This is a genomic window from Candidatus Cloacimonadota bacterium (genome assembly GCA_020532085.1).
Lineage (GTDB): Bacteria > Cloacimonadota > Cloacimonadia > Cloacimonadales > Cloacimonadaceae > Syntrophosphaera.
This window is the reverse complement of the sequence record JAJBAV010000003.1, coordinates 34,178-53,590: the sequence shown is the minus strand read 5'-3', so window position 1 is coordinate 53,590 and position 19,413 is coordinate 34,178. Positions and strand designations below refer to the sequence as shown.

At 57.7% G+C, this 19,413-nt stretch carries 14 protein-coding genes; 10 read left to right on the top strand and 4 right to left on the bottom strand.

From position 1 onward, the window contains the following. Positions 1-88: 88 nt before the first annotated feature. Together LHW45_01710 and LHW45_01705 are read right to left on the bottom strand one after the other, a co-directional pair. Positions 89-712: a radical SAM protein gene (locus LHW45_01710; GenBank protein MCB5284294.1), complete on the bottom strand. Its 624-nt coding sequence runs from the start codon at positions 710-712 to the stop codon at positions 89-91. A 23-nt stretch (positions 713-735) separates the two neighbouring features. Then, positions 736-1,926, bottom strand: coding sequence for an FAD-binding protein (locus LHW45_01705; GenBank protein MCB5284293.1), 1,191 nt, complete (start codon positions 1,924-1,926; stop codon positions 736-738). Positions 1,927-2,280: 354 nt separating this feature from the next. Here LHW45_01705 and LHW45_01700 point away from each other — a divergent pair, with 354 nt between their 5' ends. From LHW45_01700 to LHW45_01675, 6 genes are all read left to right on the top strand, one after another. Continuing rightward, positions 2,281-5,826 carry a C10 family peptidase gene (locus tag LHW45_01700; protein ID MCB5284292.1) on the top strand — a complete coding sequence of 1,182 codons (3,546 nt, stop codon included), beginning with the start codon at positions 2,281-2,283 and terminating at the stop codon, positions 5,824-5,826. Between the two features lie 366 nt (positions 5,827-6,192). Then, complete coding sequence (locus LHW45_01695) at positions 6,193-6,675, top strand: hypothetical protein (GenBank protein ID MCB5284291.1); 483 nt, start codon at positions 6,193-6,195, stop codon at positions 6,673-6,675. Positions 6,676-6,816: 141 nt separating this feature from the next. Next, positions 6,817-7,878, top strand: a complete 1,062-nt coding sequence (locus LHW45_01690) for a zinc-binding dehydrogenase (protein MCB5284290.1) — start codon at positions 6,817-6,819, stop codon at positions 7,876-7,878. 10 nt (positions 7,879-7,888) lie between these two features. Next, positions 7,889-9,136 (top strand): lysine 2,3-aminomutase, encoded by a 1,248-nt coding sequence (gene ablA, locus LHW45_01685; GenBank protein ID MCB5284289.1) that lies wholly within the window; start codon positions 7,889-7,891, stop codon positions 9,134-9,136. 13 nt (positions 9,137-9,149) lie between these two features. Continuing rightward, positions 9,150-10,181, top strand: coding sequence for a CobW-like GTP-binding protein (locus tag LHW45_01680; protein MCB5284288.1), 1,032 nt, complete (start codon positions 9,150-9,152; stop codon positions 10,179-10,181). Then, complete coding sequence (locus tag LHW45_01675) at positions 10,178-11,077, top strand: cation diffusion facilitator family transporter (GenBank protein ID MCB5284287.1); 900 nt, start codon at positions 10,178-10,180, stop codon at positions 11,075-11,077. Before LHW45_01680 ends, LHW45_01675 begins: the two co-directional genes overlap by 4 nt. Positions 11,078-11,227: 150 nt before the next feature. Here LHW45_01675 and LHW45_01670 read toward each other — a convergent pair whose 3' ends face one another. Beyond that, a complete protein-coding gene (locus LHW45_01670) occupies positions 11,228-13,000 on the bottom strand; it encodes a peptidylprolyl isomerase (GenBank protein ID MCB5284286.1) in 1,773 nt (590 codons plus the stop codon). Positions 13,001-13,263: 263 nt separating this feature from the next. Here LHW45_01670 and LHW45_01665 point away from each other — a divergent pair, with 263 nt between their 5' ends. The 4 genes from LHW45_01665 to LHW45_01650 are packed head-to-tail and all read left to right on the top strand — an operon-like array spanning position 13,264 to position 16,763. Next, positions 13,264-13,935 carry a L,D-transpeptidase gene (locus LHW45_01665; GenBank protein MCB5284285.1) on the top strand — a complete coding sequence of 224 codons (672 nt, stop codon included), beginning with the start codon at positions 13,264-13,266 and terminating at the stop codon, positions 13,933-13,935. Next, the gene (locus LHW45_01660; GenBank protein MCB5284284.1) at positions 13,935-14,786 is read left to right on the top strand and encodes a helical backbone metal receptor; all 852 of its coding nucleotides are present in this window, start codon (positions 13,935-13,937) and stop codon (positions 14,784-14,786) included. The genes LHW45_01665 and LHW45_01660 overlap by 1 nt, the downstream gene beginning before the upstream one ends. Continuing rightward, positions 14,787-15,707: an iron ABC transporter permease gene (locus LHW45_01655; protein MCB5284283.1), complete on the top strand. Its 921-nt coding sequence runs from the start codon at positions 14,787-14,789 to the stop codon at positions 15,705-15,707. 51 nt (positions 15,708-15,758) lie between these two features. Further along, the gene (locus LHW45_01650; protein MCB5284282.1) at positions 15,759-16,763 is read left to right on the top strand and encodes a TonB family protein; all 1,005 of its coding nucleotides are present in this window, start codon (positions 15,759-15,761) and stop codon (positions 16,761-16,763) included. Positions 16,764-17,217: 454 nt separating this feature from the next. Here the strand turns inward: LHW45_01650 and LHW45_01645 are convergent, their stop codons facing one another. After that, positions 17,218-19,395: a T9SS type A sorting domain-containing protein gene (locus tag LHW45_01645; GenBank protein MCB5284281.1), complete on the bottom strand. Its 2,178-nt coding sequence runs from the start codon at positions 19,393-19,395 to the stop codon at positions 17,218-17,220. Positions 19,396-19,413: the final 18 nt, after the last annotated feature.

Below are 19,413 nucleotides of genomic sequence, written 5' to 3'. Positions count from 1 at the left end.
ATTGGGGATGCTCAGAATCAAGCTGCCGGAGCCAGATGTTTCCACCCAAAGTGGGTGACAAAGTAACGCAACCCCTTAGAATGATTGGCTATTTAAGGTCCAGTATCCTGTGCAACTGCAACTGCAACCTGGCTGTCACGCCATCCCGCAGCATCCATTTGGCCAGGGTTTCGGGCTTGAGCACGGAGGTGACTGGCGAGAAGTGGATGGTTCTGTCCTGCAGGGAATTGGCTCTGATGAAATCAAGCGCGAAGCGGTAATCCCAGGGGCTGGTGAGCACAAACTTCAGTTCATCGCGCGGTTTGAGCTGTTTCAGGTTCCATTTCATAAAGGAATCCCCGCAGCCGCTGCCGGGGCACTTGACGTCGATGATGCGGACCACTTCAGCCGGCATTTCCTCCAGCCAGAGCGAGCCGTTGGTTTCCAGCAGGCAGGTGTAACCCTCAGCGCACAGCGCAGATAGCAGAGCGTAAGTTTGTTCCTGCCAGAGGGGTTCGCCGCCGGTAACTTCCACCAGCCGGGTGGGATATCTGTGGATCTTAGACAGGATTTCGGGAATCTCCATCTTGGTTCCCGGGCCCCAGGCGTATCGCGTGTCGCAGTAGGAGCAGCGCAGATTGCAGCCGCTGAGCCGGATGAAAACGCAGGGCCTGCCCGCGAAGCTGGATTCGCCCTGCAGGCTGTAAAAGATCTCGCAGACGGACAGGCTCACGGCTTTGGTGTGGCAGATAACAACTATCCGCGCAGTTCCTTGACCTTTTTGGTGAGTGCGGGAAGCACTTCAAAGAGGTCGCCGACGATGCCGAGGTCCGCCACTTTGAAGATGGGCGCGTCGGGATCCTTGTTGATGGCAATGATGTAATCCGCGGAGGACATTCCGGCCAGATGCTGGATGGCTCCGGAGATCCCGCAGGCGATATAGACAGTGGGTTTCACCGTCTTGCCGGTTTGCCCCACCTGATGGGAATAGGGGATCCACTCAGCGTCCACGGCGGCGCGCGAGGCTCCGACCGCGCCACCCAGGGCAGCGGCCAGTTCTTCCAGCAAGGCGAAATTTTTGGCGTCTTTGAGACCCCGACCACCGGAGACGATGATGTTGGCCTCGGTGATGTTGACCAGGGTGCCCGCTTCGGGTTCAAAACCCAGCCAGGCACTGTCTTCCTCGTCCAGATCGAAGTCCACCTGTTCCTGGATCACGATCCCGGAGCGGCTGTCATCTCGGGGGAGGGAATTCATCACCTTGTGGCGCACGGTGGCCATCTGGGGCCGGTGGTTGGAGGTGATGATGGTGGCCATGATGTTGCCTCCGAAGGCGGGCCTGGTCTGCAGCAGGTTTCCGGTTTCGGGATCGTAGTCCAGCCCGGTGCAGTCGGCGGTGAGGCCGGTGTGCAGATCAATGGCCACGCGCGGGATGAAGGACCTGCCGGTAACGGTGGCTCCGGCGAGGATCACGGCGGGTTTGTATTTGAGGGCCAGTTCCGTGAGTGCCTTGGCATGGCGGCTGTCACGGAAATTCTTGAGTTCGGGATCATCCACCACGATCACCTGGTCGGCCCCAAAGGCGATCAGCTCCGAAGCCAGGCTCTCAACCTCAGATCCCAGCAGCACGGCGCTGAGCTCGGCTTCCATCTGCTCCGCCAGGTCGCGGCCTTTGCCCAGCAGCTCTAAAACCACGGGAGCAATGGCCCCGTCCTTTTGTTCGGCAAAGATCCAGATGCCTTGGTGTTCCTGCAGGTCGGTCTGAACGGCCCCTTGCCTGCGGATCACGATGGCGTCGAAGGGACAAGCCTGAACGCAGGCCCCGCAAAGGGTGCATTTATCGATATCGATCACCGCCAGCTTGCCTTCCAGCCGGATGGCGTCGTAAGCGCAGGCTTTCACGCAGGCGCCGCAGCCCACGCAACTTTGGTCTATTACTTCGATCATTTCAAATCTCCTCAGAGGGTAATGGGTTTTGGGTACAGCATTTCTGTCAAGGCGATTTTTACCGGTCAGGCTGAGCACACCCGCGGCCCGAACCATCCTAACTTTGCTCTGGTTTTGTGGAAAACTTTCCACGAAAGTATCAGGCATAATGGGTGAATTACATACAAAACGCTTGACACGAAAGTGAATCAGTCATTATTATGAAATCAATGAAACTCCAGAGTTGTGACCTACCACGTGCTGATCATATCTTTGTGCAGCAAGCAATTGCCTGTTTGGCAAAGCTGTCTGGGACCGGCTAAGACAGCGTGAATATGTGCTGAGAACAAACCGCAATATTAAAAGGAGATCGCCATGAAAAAAATAATGCTGGCATCGATCTTGGTTTTCCTCTGTTTTGCCTCCTTGGCCGGCGCGCCGGTTACTGAGGAGGTGGTGTTGGAAGTTGGATATATATGGTTGAGCCACGCTTTTCCGGAGCAGGCGGCCAAAGAAGTTGAACAGATCCAGCTTGTCGAAAAGGAGGGGCTGGCCCTCTATTACATCCTGTCCCTAACCGGCGGCGGTTGGGTTTTGGTGGCCGCTGACGATGCCTCCCTGCCCATCCTCGGTTACAGCGACAGCGGCGATTTTGAATACCCCATCACCTGTCCCGCCGTCGTGTATTGGATGAGTATCTATGAACGGCAGTTGGAGACCGCCATCAGGGATAAACACTCCAACAATGAGACTCTGACTGCGTGGAACGAAATCCGCGCCGGACTCTTCAGCCGCTGGGATTCCACTCGGGACGTGGCTCCGCTGCTGCAAACCACCTGGAATCAGGACTGGCCCTATAACAATTCCTGCCCCTACGATGCCGGGGGCCCAGGACTCCATGCCTACGCCGGCTGCACAGCCACGGCAATGGGGCAGGTGATGAAATACTGGAACCATCCCAGCGCCGGCTCCATCTCACACACATACACCCACCCCACCTACGGGGCTCTTTCCGCCAATTTTGCCTCCACTTCCTACAATTGGTCCAGTATGCCAAATTCCATCAGCAGCTTGAATACACATATAGCCACTTTACTCCACCACTGCGGGGTGGGGGTGGAGATGAACTATGGCCCGACCGCCTCCGGAGCATTGGTGTTCACCAACGATGCCATGGAGACTTTTTTCGGCTACGATCCCGCCGCCCACTGGGATTACCGCAGCAATTACCCCACCACCTGGACCAGCATGATGCGCGCGGATCTGGACAATGGCAAACCGGTGATCTACAACGGCTATGACACGACCCTGCAGTTCGGCCACTGTTTTGTGATGGACGGTTACCGCACTACCCAGTCGGATTTCCATTTCAACTTCGGTTGGGGCGGTTCATACAATGGATATTTCACGCTAAACAACATCATTCCCTATCCCGGTTTCGACTACAGCTACGGACAGTGGGCTTACTTCAACCTCTCTCCCGGTCTGAACATCTCAGGCCAGGTAACCGACAGCTGGGGCAGCCCCATTTCAGGGGTTACTGTCGATTTCAGCAACACCCGCGCTTCGGTGGTCACCAACTCCTCCGGACAATACAGCAAAGCCGTTTCCAACAACTATACAGGAACGGCCACACCTTCCCTGGCAGGCTATTCCTTCACACCATCCAACAGGAACTATTCCTTGATCACCGCCAGCCAGACCAACCAAAACTATACTGCATCGCAGGCCGTACCGGCGCATCCTTCCAACGCCTTTGCCACCGCGATGGCCTATGATACTGTCCAATTGAACTGGACAGACAACTCCAGCAATGAAACAGGTTTTCTGATCGAGGCCCGATTGATGCCCGACCTCACTTGGTACTACAGAAATACTGTTCCCACCGATGCCACCGTCTACGTCGATTTCGGCCTGATGCCCTTGCAAACCTACGATTACAGGGTAACCGCCTTCAACGGTGCGGGAAACTCAAACCCGGCCTACGCGCCTCCGGTGACGACACTTTCTCCACCTCCGCCCACAGGCCTGTTCGAACCAACGGTCAATTTCACCGATGCTTGGCTGCAATGGACGGAGGCTGGCTCCGCCTTTATCTGGGATATTGAGTACGGGCCTCCTGGATTTACTCTCGGTACGGGGATATATCTTCCCATGATGCCCAGCAATCCTTTCAATTTGCAGGGTTTGGCGCAGGGCACAACCTACGACTGGTATGTGCGCTCATTCTATCCTTCCGTGAATGTTTACAGCGCCTGGGCCGGCCCTGGCAACTTCACCACCCAGGGCACTCCTACCTTGCCCTATCCCTGGTTCGAGAATTTCGAGGCAGGTTTCGTGAACATGGTCAGCGACCCCGCCAGCAACACCCCCTGGGCGCTGGATACCACGCTGTTCTCCGAAGGTGTGCAATCCGCCTGGAATGCTTATCAGGCCAGCAATGCGAATATGCTGGTCACCACTTACACCTTTGACCTGACCACGGCAAATTTCCCCTTGCTGTACTTCGACCACATTGCCAAAACGGAAAACAATTGGGACCACTGCTACGTGGAGGTCTCCAACGACGGCGGAATTACTTGGATGATCTTCATGCCGCATGAGTATCTTGGCGGAGGAGCTTACGTACACCCCATCAATAACAATCCGGAAGGTCCCTGCTTCATGGAGTCCTCCTATCCGGAATGGGGAACCACCAATATTGTTCCAGACAACACCTGGTGGAAAACAGAGGTCTTTGACCTGCGAGCTTATCTGGGACAGCCAAACCTGATGCTGCGCTTCCGCCTGAAATCGGACAGCTCAATTCAGCGCTACGGCTGGCTGATCGACAACGTGAAGGTGCAGGAAAGCCCCCTGTATGATTATACCGTAAGTGTGCCCCTTTCTGGATATTTATTGGCGGGAAGCACCCTGGATTACATTGTGACAGTGCAAAACAAAGGCGCCATGCCGGATGCTTACAATGCCGGCATTCAAGGGATCGGGGTTTTGAACTACACTCTATATGAGATGGATGGGGTAAGTTTGTTGCAAACCCCCATAAACATACCTCCCTGGACCACCTATCAATTCATAATGAGGGTCACAGATCCAGCCGGATTTGTGCATCAGGCCGTGGATTACGAAGCGCTTGATGTGACCTCAGTCGCAACGGGTGCCGGATTCAGCTATCTGATCGGCACCACCTATCTGCTGGGCGATACCGCAAGCAATCCCATCGTGATCAATTCCCTGCCATACACGGACTCCTTCACCACAATCCATTACAATCACGATCATGGCCCCTATGGTGATGCCAGCGGATTGGTGAATCTGCTCAATCCCATCACCGGATACTACAGCGGGACTTCAACCCTGGGCAGCTCCAAAGATGTGGTGTATCAGCTCACCCTGAGCCAGCCCACCCTGCTGAGCATCGACCTGGCTGGTTCTTCATACGACACAGCCCTGGCCCTGGTTACCGCACCCGGCACCAATCCTGCCGATGTGCTGCTGATCGACGATGACGGAACGACTCAGGTGTCATACGTGGACAGCGGTTGCAACTACGTGCCTGCGGGAACCTGCTACATCGTGATTGGAGGTTTTAGTGCAAATTCTGGAAACTGCACCCTTGCGGTGAATAGTGTCCCGCCTCCGGTCCAGCCCACCGTGACCATCCAGCTGGATCTTACCGTACCTCAGCTGATCCTGTCATGGACCCAGAATCCCGACACTCGTTATAGTTACGACATCTACAGCGATTCCAACCCCTATGGCAGCTTCGCGAACCTGGTGGCGTCCAACCTGAATGCCGGCACCTACTCTATCAGCCCCATCCCTAGCCCGATGATGTATTACAAGGTGGTGGAAAAGTTCTGCTTCCCCGCCCACGCGAAAGAAGCCATCATTAAAGCCGATCCCTTCAATCAAGAATAAAGGGCAGTACTCCCATGTGCGCGCCGGGCCTGCAACCCGGCGCTTTTTTGGTTCAAGTTCATGCAAGGCTGGAAAACCCGAGTACCGTCTCCGTCATTCCAGCGCAGGCTGGAATCCAGTCGCACCCACTCGATATCAACATGCGCCTTCTTCCCTGCTGAAGGCTCAGAGATCCTCTCCCTGGCAGCCTCCCGGATGATCGCCGCATCTCAGGCGGGCATTGTGCGGGAGGCGAACTCATGGCTTGAGTGAAGGGCTTTGGGTTGATCCCGGTTTCAAGGGGGAACGCCGTTTCCGGATGGCCGGGCAGGATTTTTGTTGACTCCAGGGCTCTGGTAGAAATCAATGCACGGAACAAGGTGCATAATGAAAAAACTATACATAATGATGATCCTGGCCCTGGCTGCGGCCGGCCTGTTCGCCCAGGCGGGGCTTTTTGGCGTTGCCTATGGCGATAACCTGAACCTGGCGGATTCGCTGATGGTGCAGCAGGGTTTCATCGCCCGGGAAGTGATCGGCAGCTGGGTGGTTTACGCTTCGGACTACAACCCTCTGATCGATTTCGTGGTGCTTTACGTGGATCCCGACTCCGAGGTTCTGCATGGCTGGAGTGTTGTTTACAACGGGGAAAACACTCCGGAACAGGATGAGTTTGTGCTCGACCAGCTGCACAAAATGCACGGCGAAAGCGTGCTGGTGGACAAAGCCAGGGAGACGGTAAGCTGGATCTTCGACGAAAACCTGGTGGCCACCTATTCCTACTCGCCGCAGGGGAATCTGCGCGTGTTGTATTACGATTTCTCCCGGCCTGAACTCTTCACCCTGCCTCCCAGCGAGTTGGCAGAATAGCCCGGGACTCCGAATAACCTGCCTTTGCCTCACTCCTCCCAAGGGCTGTTTGTCCTTGACAAAAGCTGACAGCCAGAAAAACTGACCTTTCTGATTGATAATAATTAACATGATAGATCACAGTATCTTAGGGAGTTGAACATGAAAATCGGCGGCTGCCGTTTTGGAACCCACCGGGTGATCGAGCCCCAGGGCGTACTGCCCCAACCTGCCAGAGTTTTGAACAACGACATGAGCGAGATCTGGGACAACGAACTGCTCATCGACGTGATCCGCCTCAACGTGGATTCCGCCTCTTTCCACCAGATCAAGAGCAAACTGATCGCCCAGGGCCACAAGGACCTGGACCAGGCTTTCGCGGACCACGCCATCGACCTGGTGAACCGCACCGGCAAGCACAAGAACGAGGACACCGGCTCCGGCGGCATGCTGATCGGCCGCGTGGCGCAGATCGGCCCCAAGTTTGAGATGGAAGACGAGATCGCCGTGGGCGACACCATCGCCAGCCTGGTCTCACTTTCCCTCACGCCGCTGAAGATCAACAAGGTAAAGCGCGTGCTGCTGGACAAGGACCAGGTGGAGATCGAAGGCCAGGCGATCCTCTTCAGCAGCGGCATCTATGCCAAACTGCCGGACGACATGGATGAGAACCTGGCCCTGTCAGTTCTGGATGTGGCCGGGGCACCGGCCCAGGTGGAGCGCCTGGCCAAACCTGGCGACACGGTGGTGATCCTGGGTGCCAACGGCAAAAGCGGCGTGCTCTGCAACGCCATCGCCCGCGAACGGGTGGGCGTTTCCGGCAAGGTGATCGGCATCGTGCGCAATCCCTCCTACATCGAAACCTGCAAGCAGACCGGCTGCAACGAGGTGATCATCGCCGACGCCACCGACGCCCTCACCATCCAGCAGGAAGTGGCGCGCCACACCCGCGGCCAGATGGCCGATGTGGTGATCAACGTGGTGAACATAGAAGACACGGAACTCCCTTCCATCATGGCCTGCAAGGACCGCGGCCTGGTCTACTTCTTTTCCATGGCCACCTCTTTCACCAAAGCGGCGCTGGGAGCGGAAGGGATCGGAGCGGACGTGGACATGATCCTGGGTAACGGTTACGCGCGGCACCATGCCGCCATCTCCATCGATCTGCTGCGCCGCAACCCTGTGCTGATGAAGATTTTCCAGTCAAGATACACCGATCAGTGAGGTAAAAAAAATGGCTAGCATCACCAAGATCCGTTCGATCGCCACCGCCAAAGAATGGAACGACTGGCACTGGCAGATCCGCAACCGCATCACCGATTTCAAAACCCTGAAGAAATACATTGAACTTCAGCCGGAGGAAGAGGCCGTCGCCCGCTCAAAAAGTTTTTCCTTCCGCATGGCGATCACACCTTACTACCTTAGCCTGATCGATCCCAAGAACCCCCACGATCCGGTGCGCCTGCAGGCCATACCCCGCATCGCGGAAAGCGTTGAAGACCCTTCCGACATGGCCGACCCCCTGCACGAGGATGCCGACGCGCCCGTGCCTGGCATGACCCACCGCTATCCGGACCGCGTGTTGCTGCTGCTCACGGACCAGTGCTCCATGTACTGCCGCCACTGCACCCGCCGCCGCAAGGCCGGGGAATACGACGCCCCCATGCCCAGGGAAAATGTGGACAAGGCCATCAAGTATATTGAACAGCACAAGGAAGTGCGCGATGTGATCCTCTCCGGGGGCGATCCCCTCACCATGAGCGATGCCCGCATCGATGAGGTTTTGGCCCGTTTGGCCGGGATCGACCACGTGGACATAGTCCGCATCGGCACCAGAACGCCGGTGGTGATGCCGCAACGCATCACCGATGAACTGATCGCAGTTCTCAAAAAATACAAGTTCGTCTGGCTGAACACCCATTTCAACCATCCGAACGAACTCACCAAAGAAGCCGCGGCCGCTTTGGCCAAACTCGCCGAGGCGGGTGTGGTGCTGGGCAATCAATCCGTGTTGCTGAAAGGCATCAACGACCACGTGGACGTGATGAAAGCCCTGGTGCACGCGCTGGTGCGCAACCGCGTGCGGCCTTACTACATCTATCAGTGCGACCTTTCAGAAGGCATCTCTCATTTCCGCACCCCCGTTTCCAGGGGCATCGAGATCATCGAATCCCTGCGCGGCCACACCTCCGGGCTCTGCGTTCCCACCTACGTTGTGGACGCTCCGGGCGGCGGCGGCAAGATCCCGGTGATGCCGAACTACATCATTTCCCAGATGCCGGGACGCGTGATCCTGCGCAATTACGAGGGCTTCATCACCGCCTACACCGAGCCGGAATACACAGCTCTGGATGATAAGAAATACAAAGCCCGCTGCGCCCCCGAACGCCGTTCCACTGAAGGCGTGATGGCCTTGCTGCGGGGCAAAAAAGTTTCCATGGGGCCGGCCGACACGCGCCGCAACCAACGCCGGGTAAGATAAGCAGCCCTCAGAGATGAAACACGGAGCGCAGCCCGGTTCTTTCGAATGGATCCAGGCCGCGGATCTGCGCGCTGTGGCCATCGTCGGCATCTGCAAAAACGCCGGCAAGACCACCCTGCTCAACCACCTGCTGTCCCTGCGCCGGAAGGGGGTTTGGGGAGTTCTCAGCACCGGGATCGACGGCGAGGAACGCGACAGCGTTTTCCGCGTGCCCAAACCAGCGGTCAAGCTGGATGCGGGCACCATTTTCTGCTGTGACACCGCCGGCCTGGATAAACTGGGCAGCGGGGTGCAGGTGCTGGAAAAGTTCCCGGCCGGATCCGCCACCCGCCCGCTGTGGCTGGCACGCAGCCTGGTGCCCCTGCAAACGGAGATCACTGGCCCGGGCTCTGTTTCCGAACAGATCACCGTGCTGCAGGCCATGCGGGACCAGGGCGCGGAAAAAGTGCTGATCGACGGTTCACTGGACCGCAAATCGATCGCCCAATCGGAAGCCGTGAATGCCGTGGTGGTGCTGATCGGGGCCAGTTACGGCAGTGTTTCTTCCATCATCGCTGAAATCAAGCGCCTGGAACTGCTTAACGCGTTGCCGGAAGAGAAGATCAGTCCGCTGGAGTTTGCGGAGTTACTAGGTTCCGGGCAGATCCTGCTGCGCAAGGACGGAGGCTGGATAGAAACTGGCCTGCATTCCCTGCTGGGCAGCGAAAAAACCCTGAAAAAGCTTTTGGAGCAAGGGTTGGAGGCACTATACATTCCCGGGGCGTTCACAGACGCCGTCTATCCGGCCCTGCGCGAGCTGCTGGCCGCGTCCCGGGCAAGAGTCATTTTTCGCCATCCCGAGTGCCTTAAACTGGGTTTGGTCCGCCTGGAACGCCTGGTGACTGAACTACAGCCGCGGGTGCTGATCCCATTCCGGATCCGGGCCTGGGCTCTGAATGCAGCGGCCGTGGGCAGCCAGGCTGTGGATGCTGCGGACTTTCGCTCCAGCCTCAGGCAGGCTCTGCCACATCTTGACCTTCCAGATATCCGGGAGTTGAAAGCATGAGCGACAGGGACACGATCACCAGCCGCACAGTCAATTTTGGCCTCTTCAGCAACGTCATCCTGGCTTTGCTCAAATCCCTGATCGGCATTTTCGGCCATTCACAGGCCCTGCTGGCCGATGGCATCAACTCCAGTTCGGACGTGGTCTATTATGTGGCGGTGAAGATCTTCATGCGCCAGGCCAACAAACCCGCCGATCCGGAACATCCCTACGGGCACCGCCAGTTGGAAAGCATTTCCGCCATCGTGGTGGGCGCTTTTATCATCACCACAGGCATAGCCATCTTCTGGGAATCCATCAACAAGGTTTACGCCATGGCCACCACCGCTTCCAGCGAGCAAACCTCGCTGTGGGTGCTGGTGATCGCCGCGGCCACTCTTTTGCTGAAGGTCCATCTGCTTGCCCTCACCCGCAAAAACCATCGACAAACCGGCAACCCCACCCTCAAGGCCCTGGCCAACGACCATCTGAACGACATCATGGCATCCGGGGCCGTGATCGCGGGGGTGCTTGCCGCCCGGCTGGGTTTGCCCTGGATGGATCCCGCGGCCGGCGCCATCGTGGCCCTGTTCATTTTCAAAACCGGGGTGAGTATTCTCATGGAATCCTCCGCTGAATTGATGGACGCCGTTCCAGACAAGGAATTTGGCGAAACCGTGCGGCAGATAGCGCTGTCCGTGGAGGGAGTGCGCTGCATCGAAGACTTGGGCGTGCACCGGTTCGGCACTGTCTATACCATCGAGATGACCATCTGTGTGGATGGCGGCATCAGCGTGGAAGAGGGCAACAACATTGCCCACCGGGTCGAGGAAAAACTGCTGGCCCGCTATGAAGGCGGACTGCGCCGGGTGATGATCCATTTCCATCCGGAAACCCCTCACAGCCATTTCGGCTGACTAGGTTCACCCTGCACCCCTTCCCGCGCCCATTTTCCCGCAGGATTTCCAACCCCAGGACAGGGGACCAAAAGCCAATGTCGGCTGTTTGGTCCCGAATGGATCGTTTATGGCCCGGCCACTGGGGCAGTAGCGGCGCGGGTTTGGCTTTTAAAGCTTGATCACCTGGCCGGTGGAGCTGAGGTCATAAAAGTCGCGCCGGTTGTCGGTGATGGTCACCTTCTGGCGCTCCGCGCGGTACCATTCGTTCAGGTGTTCCTGCCGGGCCTTGTCCCTGGCTTCGGCCAGCAATTTCTTTTTGTTCTGTTCCCATTCCGCGGGGTCGGGCACCTGATGCCTTTCCACCTTCACCAAAAACCAGCGCATCGCTTCGCTGATCAGAGGCGCGAAAGAGCCTTCCGGGGTGTTGAACAGGGCTTCCTCCACGGCCGGAACCTTGCCGATGGAGCTGATGTTGTCGCCTTTTTTATGGCCGGTGATCTCCACCACCAGGATGCTGTCGCGTTCCGCCTGGCTCAGGTACTGATTGGGTTTGAGGCTGTTCACGAAACTCTGCACCCTGGCGTTCATGGTGTAGCCGCGCTTGGAGCTGGAGGCACTGCTCATCACCCGGGCGCGTTCGTCTTCGAAAGTGGGATACCAGACAGGATAAACCCCAGAGATCTCGCAGACGAAAATGTCTCCGGAGGGCGACGTGAACATGTCGGCCAAAGCGCCTTCGGGATTGGCGAAGGCAAAACTGATCAGGCCCGCGTCTCTGCCGATGCCGGGAACAGCTGAGTCCTTGGCTTGGAACACCGCGGTTTCCTCCACTGGCAGACCCAGTTCCGCGGCCGCGCTGGCCAGTCCGTTTTGTTTGGCCAGTTCATAGACTTGCGAACTTTTCGCCTTCATCTTCTGCTGTGTGGCCTGGCCAGCTTCAAGCCTGATCAGGATGTGCCGGGCCAGAACTTCCTCGTTGCCCTCAGTGCTCCGTCTGTCCTGGGTTTGGATGATGTGCCAGCCAAATTGGGAGAGCACCGGCGGGGATACTTCGCCCACCGGAGTGTTGAAGGCCGTGTCTTCAAATACCTTCACCATCCGGCCCCGCCCGAACCAGCCAAGGTCTCCGCCCTTGGCGGCGGACCCGGGGTCCTGGGAAAACTCGCTGGCCAAAGCGGCGAAATCCGCTCCGGATTCAAGCTCCCGGTAGATCTGCAGCGCCCGTTCGTAAACCGCCAGAGAATCCTCTGCTGACGGGGCTTTGGCGAATTTCACATAGCGGTAGCGGCGGCAGTCGTCCTTGCGGAATTCTTCTTTGCGGGCCTCAAAGTAATCGCGGGCCTCGTCTTCGGTGGCCACCACGTTGGGTTGGCGGTTGGCATCGAAAAAGATGATCTTGGCGTCCACCACCTCGCTGTCCCTCTCCCACTGCACTTTCACGCTGTCTTCCACCACCGCGGCCTCGGAGCGGATCGTATCCAGCAGTTTGCTGTACTGGTAAAGGTTCTTCACCTCATCCAGCACAGCGTCGCGAAACTCCTTGGATTCGGTGAGCGCTTTTTCATACTTCTTTTTATCGAACCTGCCCTTGGTCTTCAGGTCCGGGATCTGTTTCACAGCCGCCGGCGGGTTCTTCTTCGCTTCGCGCAGCAGCTCCTGCTGGGTGATCTTGACCTTGCCGGCCTTGATGGCCTTGTCGTAGATGTGGCGTCCCACCAATTCTTCCCAGCAGCGATTGTTGAGGTCGGCCTTCTCTTCTTTGGTGAGGGCGCTGCCTTTCTGGGTCTGGTGGTACTTGTAATAGTTGTCCAGGATCTTGTTGTATTCCGCATAGCTGAAGGTTTTGTCGTCGATCTTGCCGACAACAGCCTTGGGATCGGGATCCTTGGCGCCCAGAACCGCTGCCGCGAGCAGCAGGGCCAGCAAAAATAGTCGTTTCATCTGATCTCCTGAAAGATATCTAACCTAGGTATGTACTCATTTCTGAAGGTGTTTCCTGTAAATTTGTTTCTCCCGATTACGTCAACCGAAAAATCCTCCCGCGGCGCTGGGATGCCGCCGCGCCCTCCCCGGCAATAATCATGCAGTATATCGCTGTGGGCAGCGTATAAAAAGCAGTTGACAAATATCCTTGGTGGTGGTGACTGACCCCATCAGGATGGGGTGGTGGGGCCTGTGAATAATTTCGATCATGAGAGGTTACATTGAATCGACTGACCAGCTGCAAGATCATGGCGACCATGCTGCTTTTGTTACTGTTTTCGGCAGTCGCGTGGGGCCAGCCGGCAAATTCCACCGGCAAGGCGGAGAAAGCCACTACGGTTCAGGCGCAAAACGGTTTGGTAACTGAGGATGGCGCTCTCAGCGTGCTTCCGGCCAATACTGACAGCCTGGAGGCTTGGAAAAACCGCAAGCCGCGCCACATCACCGATGGTTACTACATTATCATCAAGAAAACCGACCACAAGCTTCATCTATACAAGGACGGCGTGCTGCTCAAAACCTACCCCGTGGCCACGGGCAAAAACAACAAGGACAAATCCAGGATCGGCGACCTGGCCACGCCGGAAGGACACTTCAAGATAGATTCCATCAGCGCTTCCAGCAAATGGCGCTACACTTCTCCGGAAACTGGCCGAAAAAGCGGGCCTGGCGTCTATGGGCCCTGGTTTTTTGCCGTGAACACCCGCTCCGGCACCTTCTCCGGAAAAAGTTGGACCGGGATCGGCATCCACGGTACCAGCAGCCCCTCCTCCATCGGCAAATTCGTTTCCCATGGCTGCATCCGCCTCTACAGCAAAGACATCACGGAGATCAGGGAAGAGGTTGCCTGGCTGAACGATCCCTCAAAGATCCGTGTGGACATCTTGAATTGATGAGACCTGCCGCTGGCTTGATCGGGACCCTGTTGCTGCTGCTTATCCTGATCACCGGCGCTTGTGGCAGTGGGGAAGAGGCGCAAGGGCGGAAGCGGATCGTGGTCCTCTCTCCGGAGGTGGCGGAGATCGTCGCCGCGTTGGGCGGTGCCGGCCTGATGGTGGGTGTCACCCAGGAATGCGACTATCCGCCGGAACTTGCCGGGATCGAAAAAGTGGGCAATTTCGGAGCCGTAAGCAAGGAAGCCATCCTGGCCCTGAAACCGGATCTGGTGTTCAGCTCCGCCCTGGAGCAGGAAGCCCTCGCCACTGATCTGGCCAAAATGGGCCTCAGCGTGACACAGATCTATCCCCAAAAGCTGGACGACCTGCCCCGCGTGGTGCTCGAGATAGGAAACCTGATCGGCAAACCCGCGGAGGCCAAAGCGATGGCCGACAGCCTGAGCAGTGGCATCGCGGCCCTGCGAGCCCAGACAGCGGGACTGGACCGTCCCAAAGTTTATCTGGAGATTTACCGCGACCCCCTGATGAGCGTTTCCGACGCCTCCTTTGTGGGTGAAGTGATCGAAACCGCAGGCGGTGACAACATTTTCAGCGAACTCGAGCGCGACTACGCCCGCGTTAGCCCCGAAGCGGTGGTCCAGGCCCGGCCAGACATCATCATCTGCTATTCCCGCGACAGCCTGGACTCCATCCTGGCCCGCAAAGGCTGGCAGGACATCCCCGCCCTCCGCGACCGGCGCGTCTATTTCGAATCCGATCTCGATCCCGACCTCATCCAACAGGCCACCCCGCGCACCCTGGAAGGACTGCGGAACCTGCACCGGCTGATCTATCCGGGAGGGGAATAGATGACGCGGGGCCGGGTGTTCGCGCTTCTGCTGGGGGTGGCCGGAGTTCTGATCGTGGCCTTCTATCTTTTTGGCGGCGGCCCGGACGCGAACATAGTAACCGAACTGCGCTTGCCGCGGCTGATCCTCACTGTGTTCACCGGCATGGCCCTGGCCGGGATAGGCTCGGTGTATCAACTGATGCTGGCCAATCCTCTGGCAGAGCCTTACATCTTGGGAATTTCCTCCGGCTCGGCTTTCGGCGCCATCCTCTTTGGCGTGCTGGGACTCACTCTGTTGATGCCCTTGGGCGGTTTCATCGGCGCGGTGGCCACGCTGCTGCTGGTTTGGCGCCTGGCCCAGAAAAAAGGCAGCTTCGACCGCAGCCGGCTGCTGATCGCCGGGGTGATCGCCGGCATGTTTTTCGCGGCCGGGATCTCGCTGGTGATGTACCTTTTCCAGCAGGACACCATGATCATCCTGGGTACCCTGATGGGCAATCTCGGCCACATCTTCACCCGGGGTGAGTGGAGCTTTTTCCTGGTGCTGATGGGATTTTCGCTGCTCATCCTGGCCTGGCTCTGGTTTCGTGCCCCGGCCCTGGACATCATGAGCGGGGGCGACGTTTACGCCGGCAGCGTGGGCATCAACGTTTCCCGCGTGCGCAAAGAGATCTTCTTCCTCACCTCGCTGCTTATCGGAATCACTGTCTCCTACGCCGGCATCATCGGTTTCGTGGGCCTCATCATCCCCCACGTGGTGCGTTTTTTCGTGCCTTCCGGGCAAAAAAGGGTCTATCTCTGGTCTCTCGCCGCCGGAGGCATCTTCCTGCTGCTGGGTGACCTCATCGCCAAAAACATCGCCGCCATTGAACTGCCCGTGGGTGTAATCACCGCTGCTGTGGGTTGCCCCTTCTTCGTTTGGCTGATGTTGCGCAAATAAAACTTGACAAAAAAATAAATCACGTTTATTCAAGCCTGCAGAGGTGCGAGCATGAAAAATTCAGTTATCGTTCTCGTCTTGCTGGGAGTGGTTCTGGGCGGCCTGCTGGCTTCCTGTGCCAAAAAACCCGGAAACTATGCCCTGCTTTCCCTGGCCAAGCTGGAGAAGCTGGCCAGGGCGAATGACCCCAAAGCGCAGTTCCAGCTTGGCAAGAGCCATGAACTGGGGCTGAAAACGAAGGTGGACCTCGACCAAGCCCTCACCTGGTATCACAAGGCGGCTCAGTTGGGCCATCTGGACGCGCAATACCGTCTGGGAGCAACTTATCTGAAACACAGGACCGCCCGTGCCGGAGTGGAGGAAAGCTATTTCTGGTTCCTGGTGGCCGCTTCCAACGGGCATCCCCGGGCCTTGGAATCCGCCCGCCAGGTGCAGAAATACCTGGGCCCGCGCGCGATCAGCATGGTGCGGGCGCGAGTGACCGACTGGCAAGGCAAACGCAAGGGCAAAACCGTTTTTCCGGAGGATGATGCCGGGGAAGGCGAATACGCGGGCGATGGGATCGACACAACGATGTATGCCTCCGGGGGCGGATATTATTCCCGAGGGGATGGGGATATTCCGATTCCCGTGTTCAGCGAAGAGCTGGCCACCGAAGACACTCCCGAGCTTGCGGAACAAAGGGCCCAGGCCTTGCAGATCTTCGGAAACTACCAAGCCACGACCAGCAGCTCGCTGCAGGCCAGTGATGACGAACTGCCTCCGGGCTTCGAGCCCTATGAAGACGTTCCCGTTCCCATCGGCGGCATCAACCCTGTCTATCCGGACTTCGCCAAGCGGGCCGGGGTGCAGGGCACCGTGGTGCTGGAAGTGGAGGTTTACAAAGACGGCCGGGTGGGCAACGTGGAGGTTCAGAGATCAGTTCAGTCCGGTCCCGGGGGTTTGGATGAAGCGGCGATCGCCGCCGTCAAGGCCGCCCGATTCCAGCCCGGCAAGATGAACGGCAACCCCGTCAACACTCTGTTTATCCTGCCCATTGAATTCCAATTGAAATAGTTTTGAGGCGAGAGCCTTGTGGCATCGATTTGACCAGTCCCATTCAGCGCTATAAACTCTGAATTGCATCAGCAAACTCGGCCCCCCACAATTGTAGAGCACCGGTTGGTTTCTGCCCTCTCGGGTGTATTGGCCCAATTTGGCCGTGCCAGGCACGCCAGCAGTAATTCGCGCTCTCCTTCAAGCCTGGGGTGGAGCCTTTGCTCGCGATCAACTGGTCTCAGGGAAATCCCTTCACTATTGCGAAAAAACGTATCACGCAAACCCATTTCAACCCCAGCTGGCTCCCAATATCAATACGGTATCAATACGGAATCAATACGGATTTCATCCGTAATGATTCCGTATTGATACCGTATTGATACTTGGGGCCGGGCGGGAAAACATGGAAAAAGGGACGGCCAAAATAGCCGTCCCGGGATATGTCAACCGGATAAGATCCGGTCAGTTGAGTTTATTTCATCAGCATCATCTTGCGGCTTTCGCTGTGGCCGTTGGTGGCCAGGCGATAGAAGTAGATGCCGCTGGAGACGCTGTTCCCACCGTTGTCGGTGCCGTTCCAGACGTAGGCGTGGCGGCCGAAATCGTGGTTGGCGTCAGCCAGGGTTTTGACCAGCTGGCCTTTGACGTTGTAGATTTCAAGGCGGGCTGGCCCGGAGGCCGGCATGTCAAAACTGATGGTGGTTTCGGGGTTGAAGGGGTTGGGGTAGTTTTGCAGCAGCAGGCTGGCCACGGAGGGCACGGTCGGATCGTCGGAGGCGGAGCCGAGCGGGAAGACGATCTCGAGCTCCATGAACATCACTTCGCCGCCATCCGGGGTGGGATGGTAGGCGGGCGCGTTCACGTTTGAGCCCCAGGTGAAATCATTGTAGAACATCACGCCGATCTTGCCGACCTCGTGCGCGCCCTGCATTCCGGTGTAGATCACCTTGTCCGCGGGATAGACGTACATCGGCTTGATGCCGGCCATTTGCGGGGTTTCCACATTGTTCAAGGAGATGGGCTCGCTCCAGGTGTTGCCGTTGTCGGGGGACGCGGCGATGTAGATCTCGGGGGTTTGGGCGAAGGCGGCGTAATCGGTATCGGAGTAGTAGTTGAACATCCGGGCACGGTCTGAATCCTGCCAGATGCAAACCATCATGCCATGATCGTTGGGCTCGGAGACTTTGATGTTGTTATAGTGAAAGAACATCAAGTCGGTGTGGGCGGCCTGGTCCCAGTGCGGGAAAGGCCAGTCGGTGAACATCGCGGGGAAGAAGCCACCAGCGCCGTCATCGGCAAATTGGTCCACCTCGCCCCAGGGCGCTTCCATGTCCCAGGGGGTGAAGGTGCCGTTGAAGGTGTCGCTGGGATCCTGCTGGGGATAGATGTCGCGGATCTCGAACTCGTGGGTGTTGATGTCGTAAACGTATTCCTTAACGAATTGCAGGGCGGGATAGTAGTATCCGCTGTAGGCCTGCAGGGCCCAGATGCCGGGAACGTGGATCTTGCCGTCTTGGCCCACCACAACGTTGAAGTGACCGGAGTTGGAGAGGCCCCAGTACATTTCGCCGTTGTCTCCGTAAGGGATTTCGCCTTCATCGGGATTGGTGTAATATCCGGTGGTGTCGCCGGGGGCTTGGTTGGGATTGATGGTGGGGATGTTGGCAAAGTCGCTGTAGCGGGTCCAGGTACCCTGGCCGTAGTTCGGGCAAACGTACACGTCCATGTCGGCTTCGCCGAGGTCGTTGTCGGCGGCGTCGTAAGCCACGTGGTGGCCGGCCCAGTAAAGGTTGCCGGCGTTATCCGTGGTGAGGACTCCGGTGGGACGGCGGAATTCCACGGTGTCGTGGTTCCAGGCGTCCTGTTCCGGGATGGTGGTGTGGCTCCAGTTCAACGCGGTTCCCATCTCGATATCGTCGCCGTTGAAGTCGGCGTAGGAGATGTACATGTTTTCGCTGGGGCTGCCATTCAAGGCGTGGGAGATGTAGTTGCGCATGCCCACATAGACGCGGCGTTTTCCGGCCACCGGCGAAGGTCCGATCACCATGCAGGGCCAGATGAATTCATTGTCAGAAGTGGGATCGGCGTTGGGCGGATCAATGATCACGGGGGCGTCGCAGGCCAGGGAAAGGTCGTTGAAGAGGCCGGAGATGCCGGCGATGAAGGCGTCGGAAGTGAACTGGGTTTCGTTCTGGGCATCCGCGTCGGCATTGGCGTGCCAGGCATAGAGGGGTTTTCCGGAAACCTGATCGATCGACAAAGCGGGAAAACCTTCATGATTCTGGACGCTGGTGATCTCGTTGTTGTTGATCACGTTGCCTGCGGGGTCCAGATAGGTGTAAAACACGCGGCGGGTGCTGGTGGCTTGGCGGCGGCCGTGATAGGTCATGAAATATCCGCCACCGGCCACATCAGGGATCACTGCCAGGGGCAGTTCGTTGTAGCTGCCGATCATGTAGTCGTAGTAGTTGGTGATTATGGCGGTGGGCAGTTTTGTGAAGGTGTAAGCGGGTGCGTCGCGCAGTGCCGGCATCCGCATTCCCTGGGGGCTGGGCAGGGGTTTGGGCTGGGGTCCCGGGACCATGGTCTCGGCCAGCGCCAAGGCTGGCAGAAGGGCCAGGACCAGCATGAATAAACAAATGCGTTTCATGGTTCTCTCCATATCTTT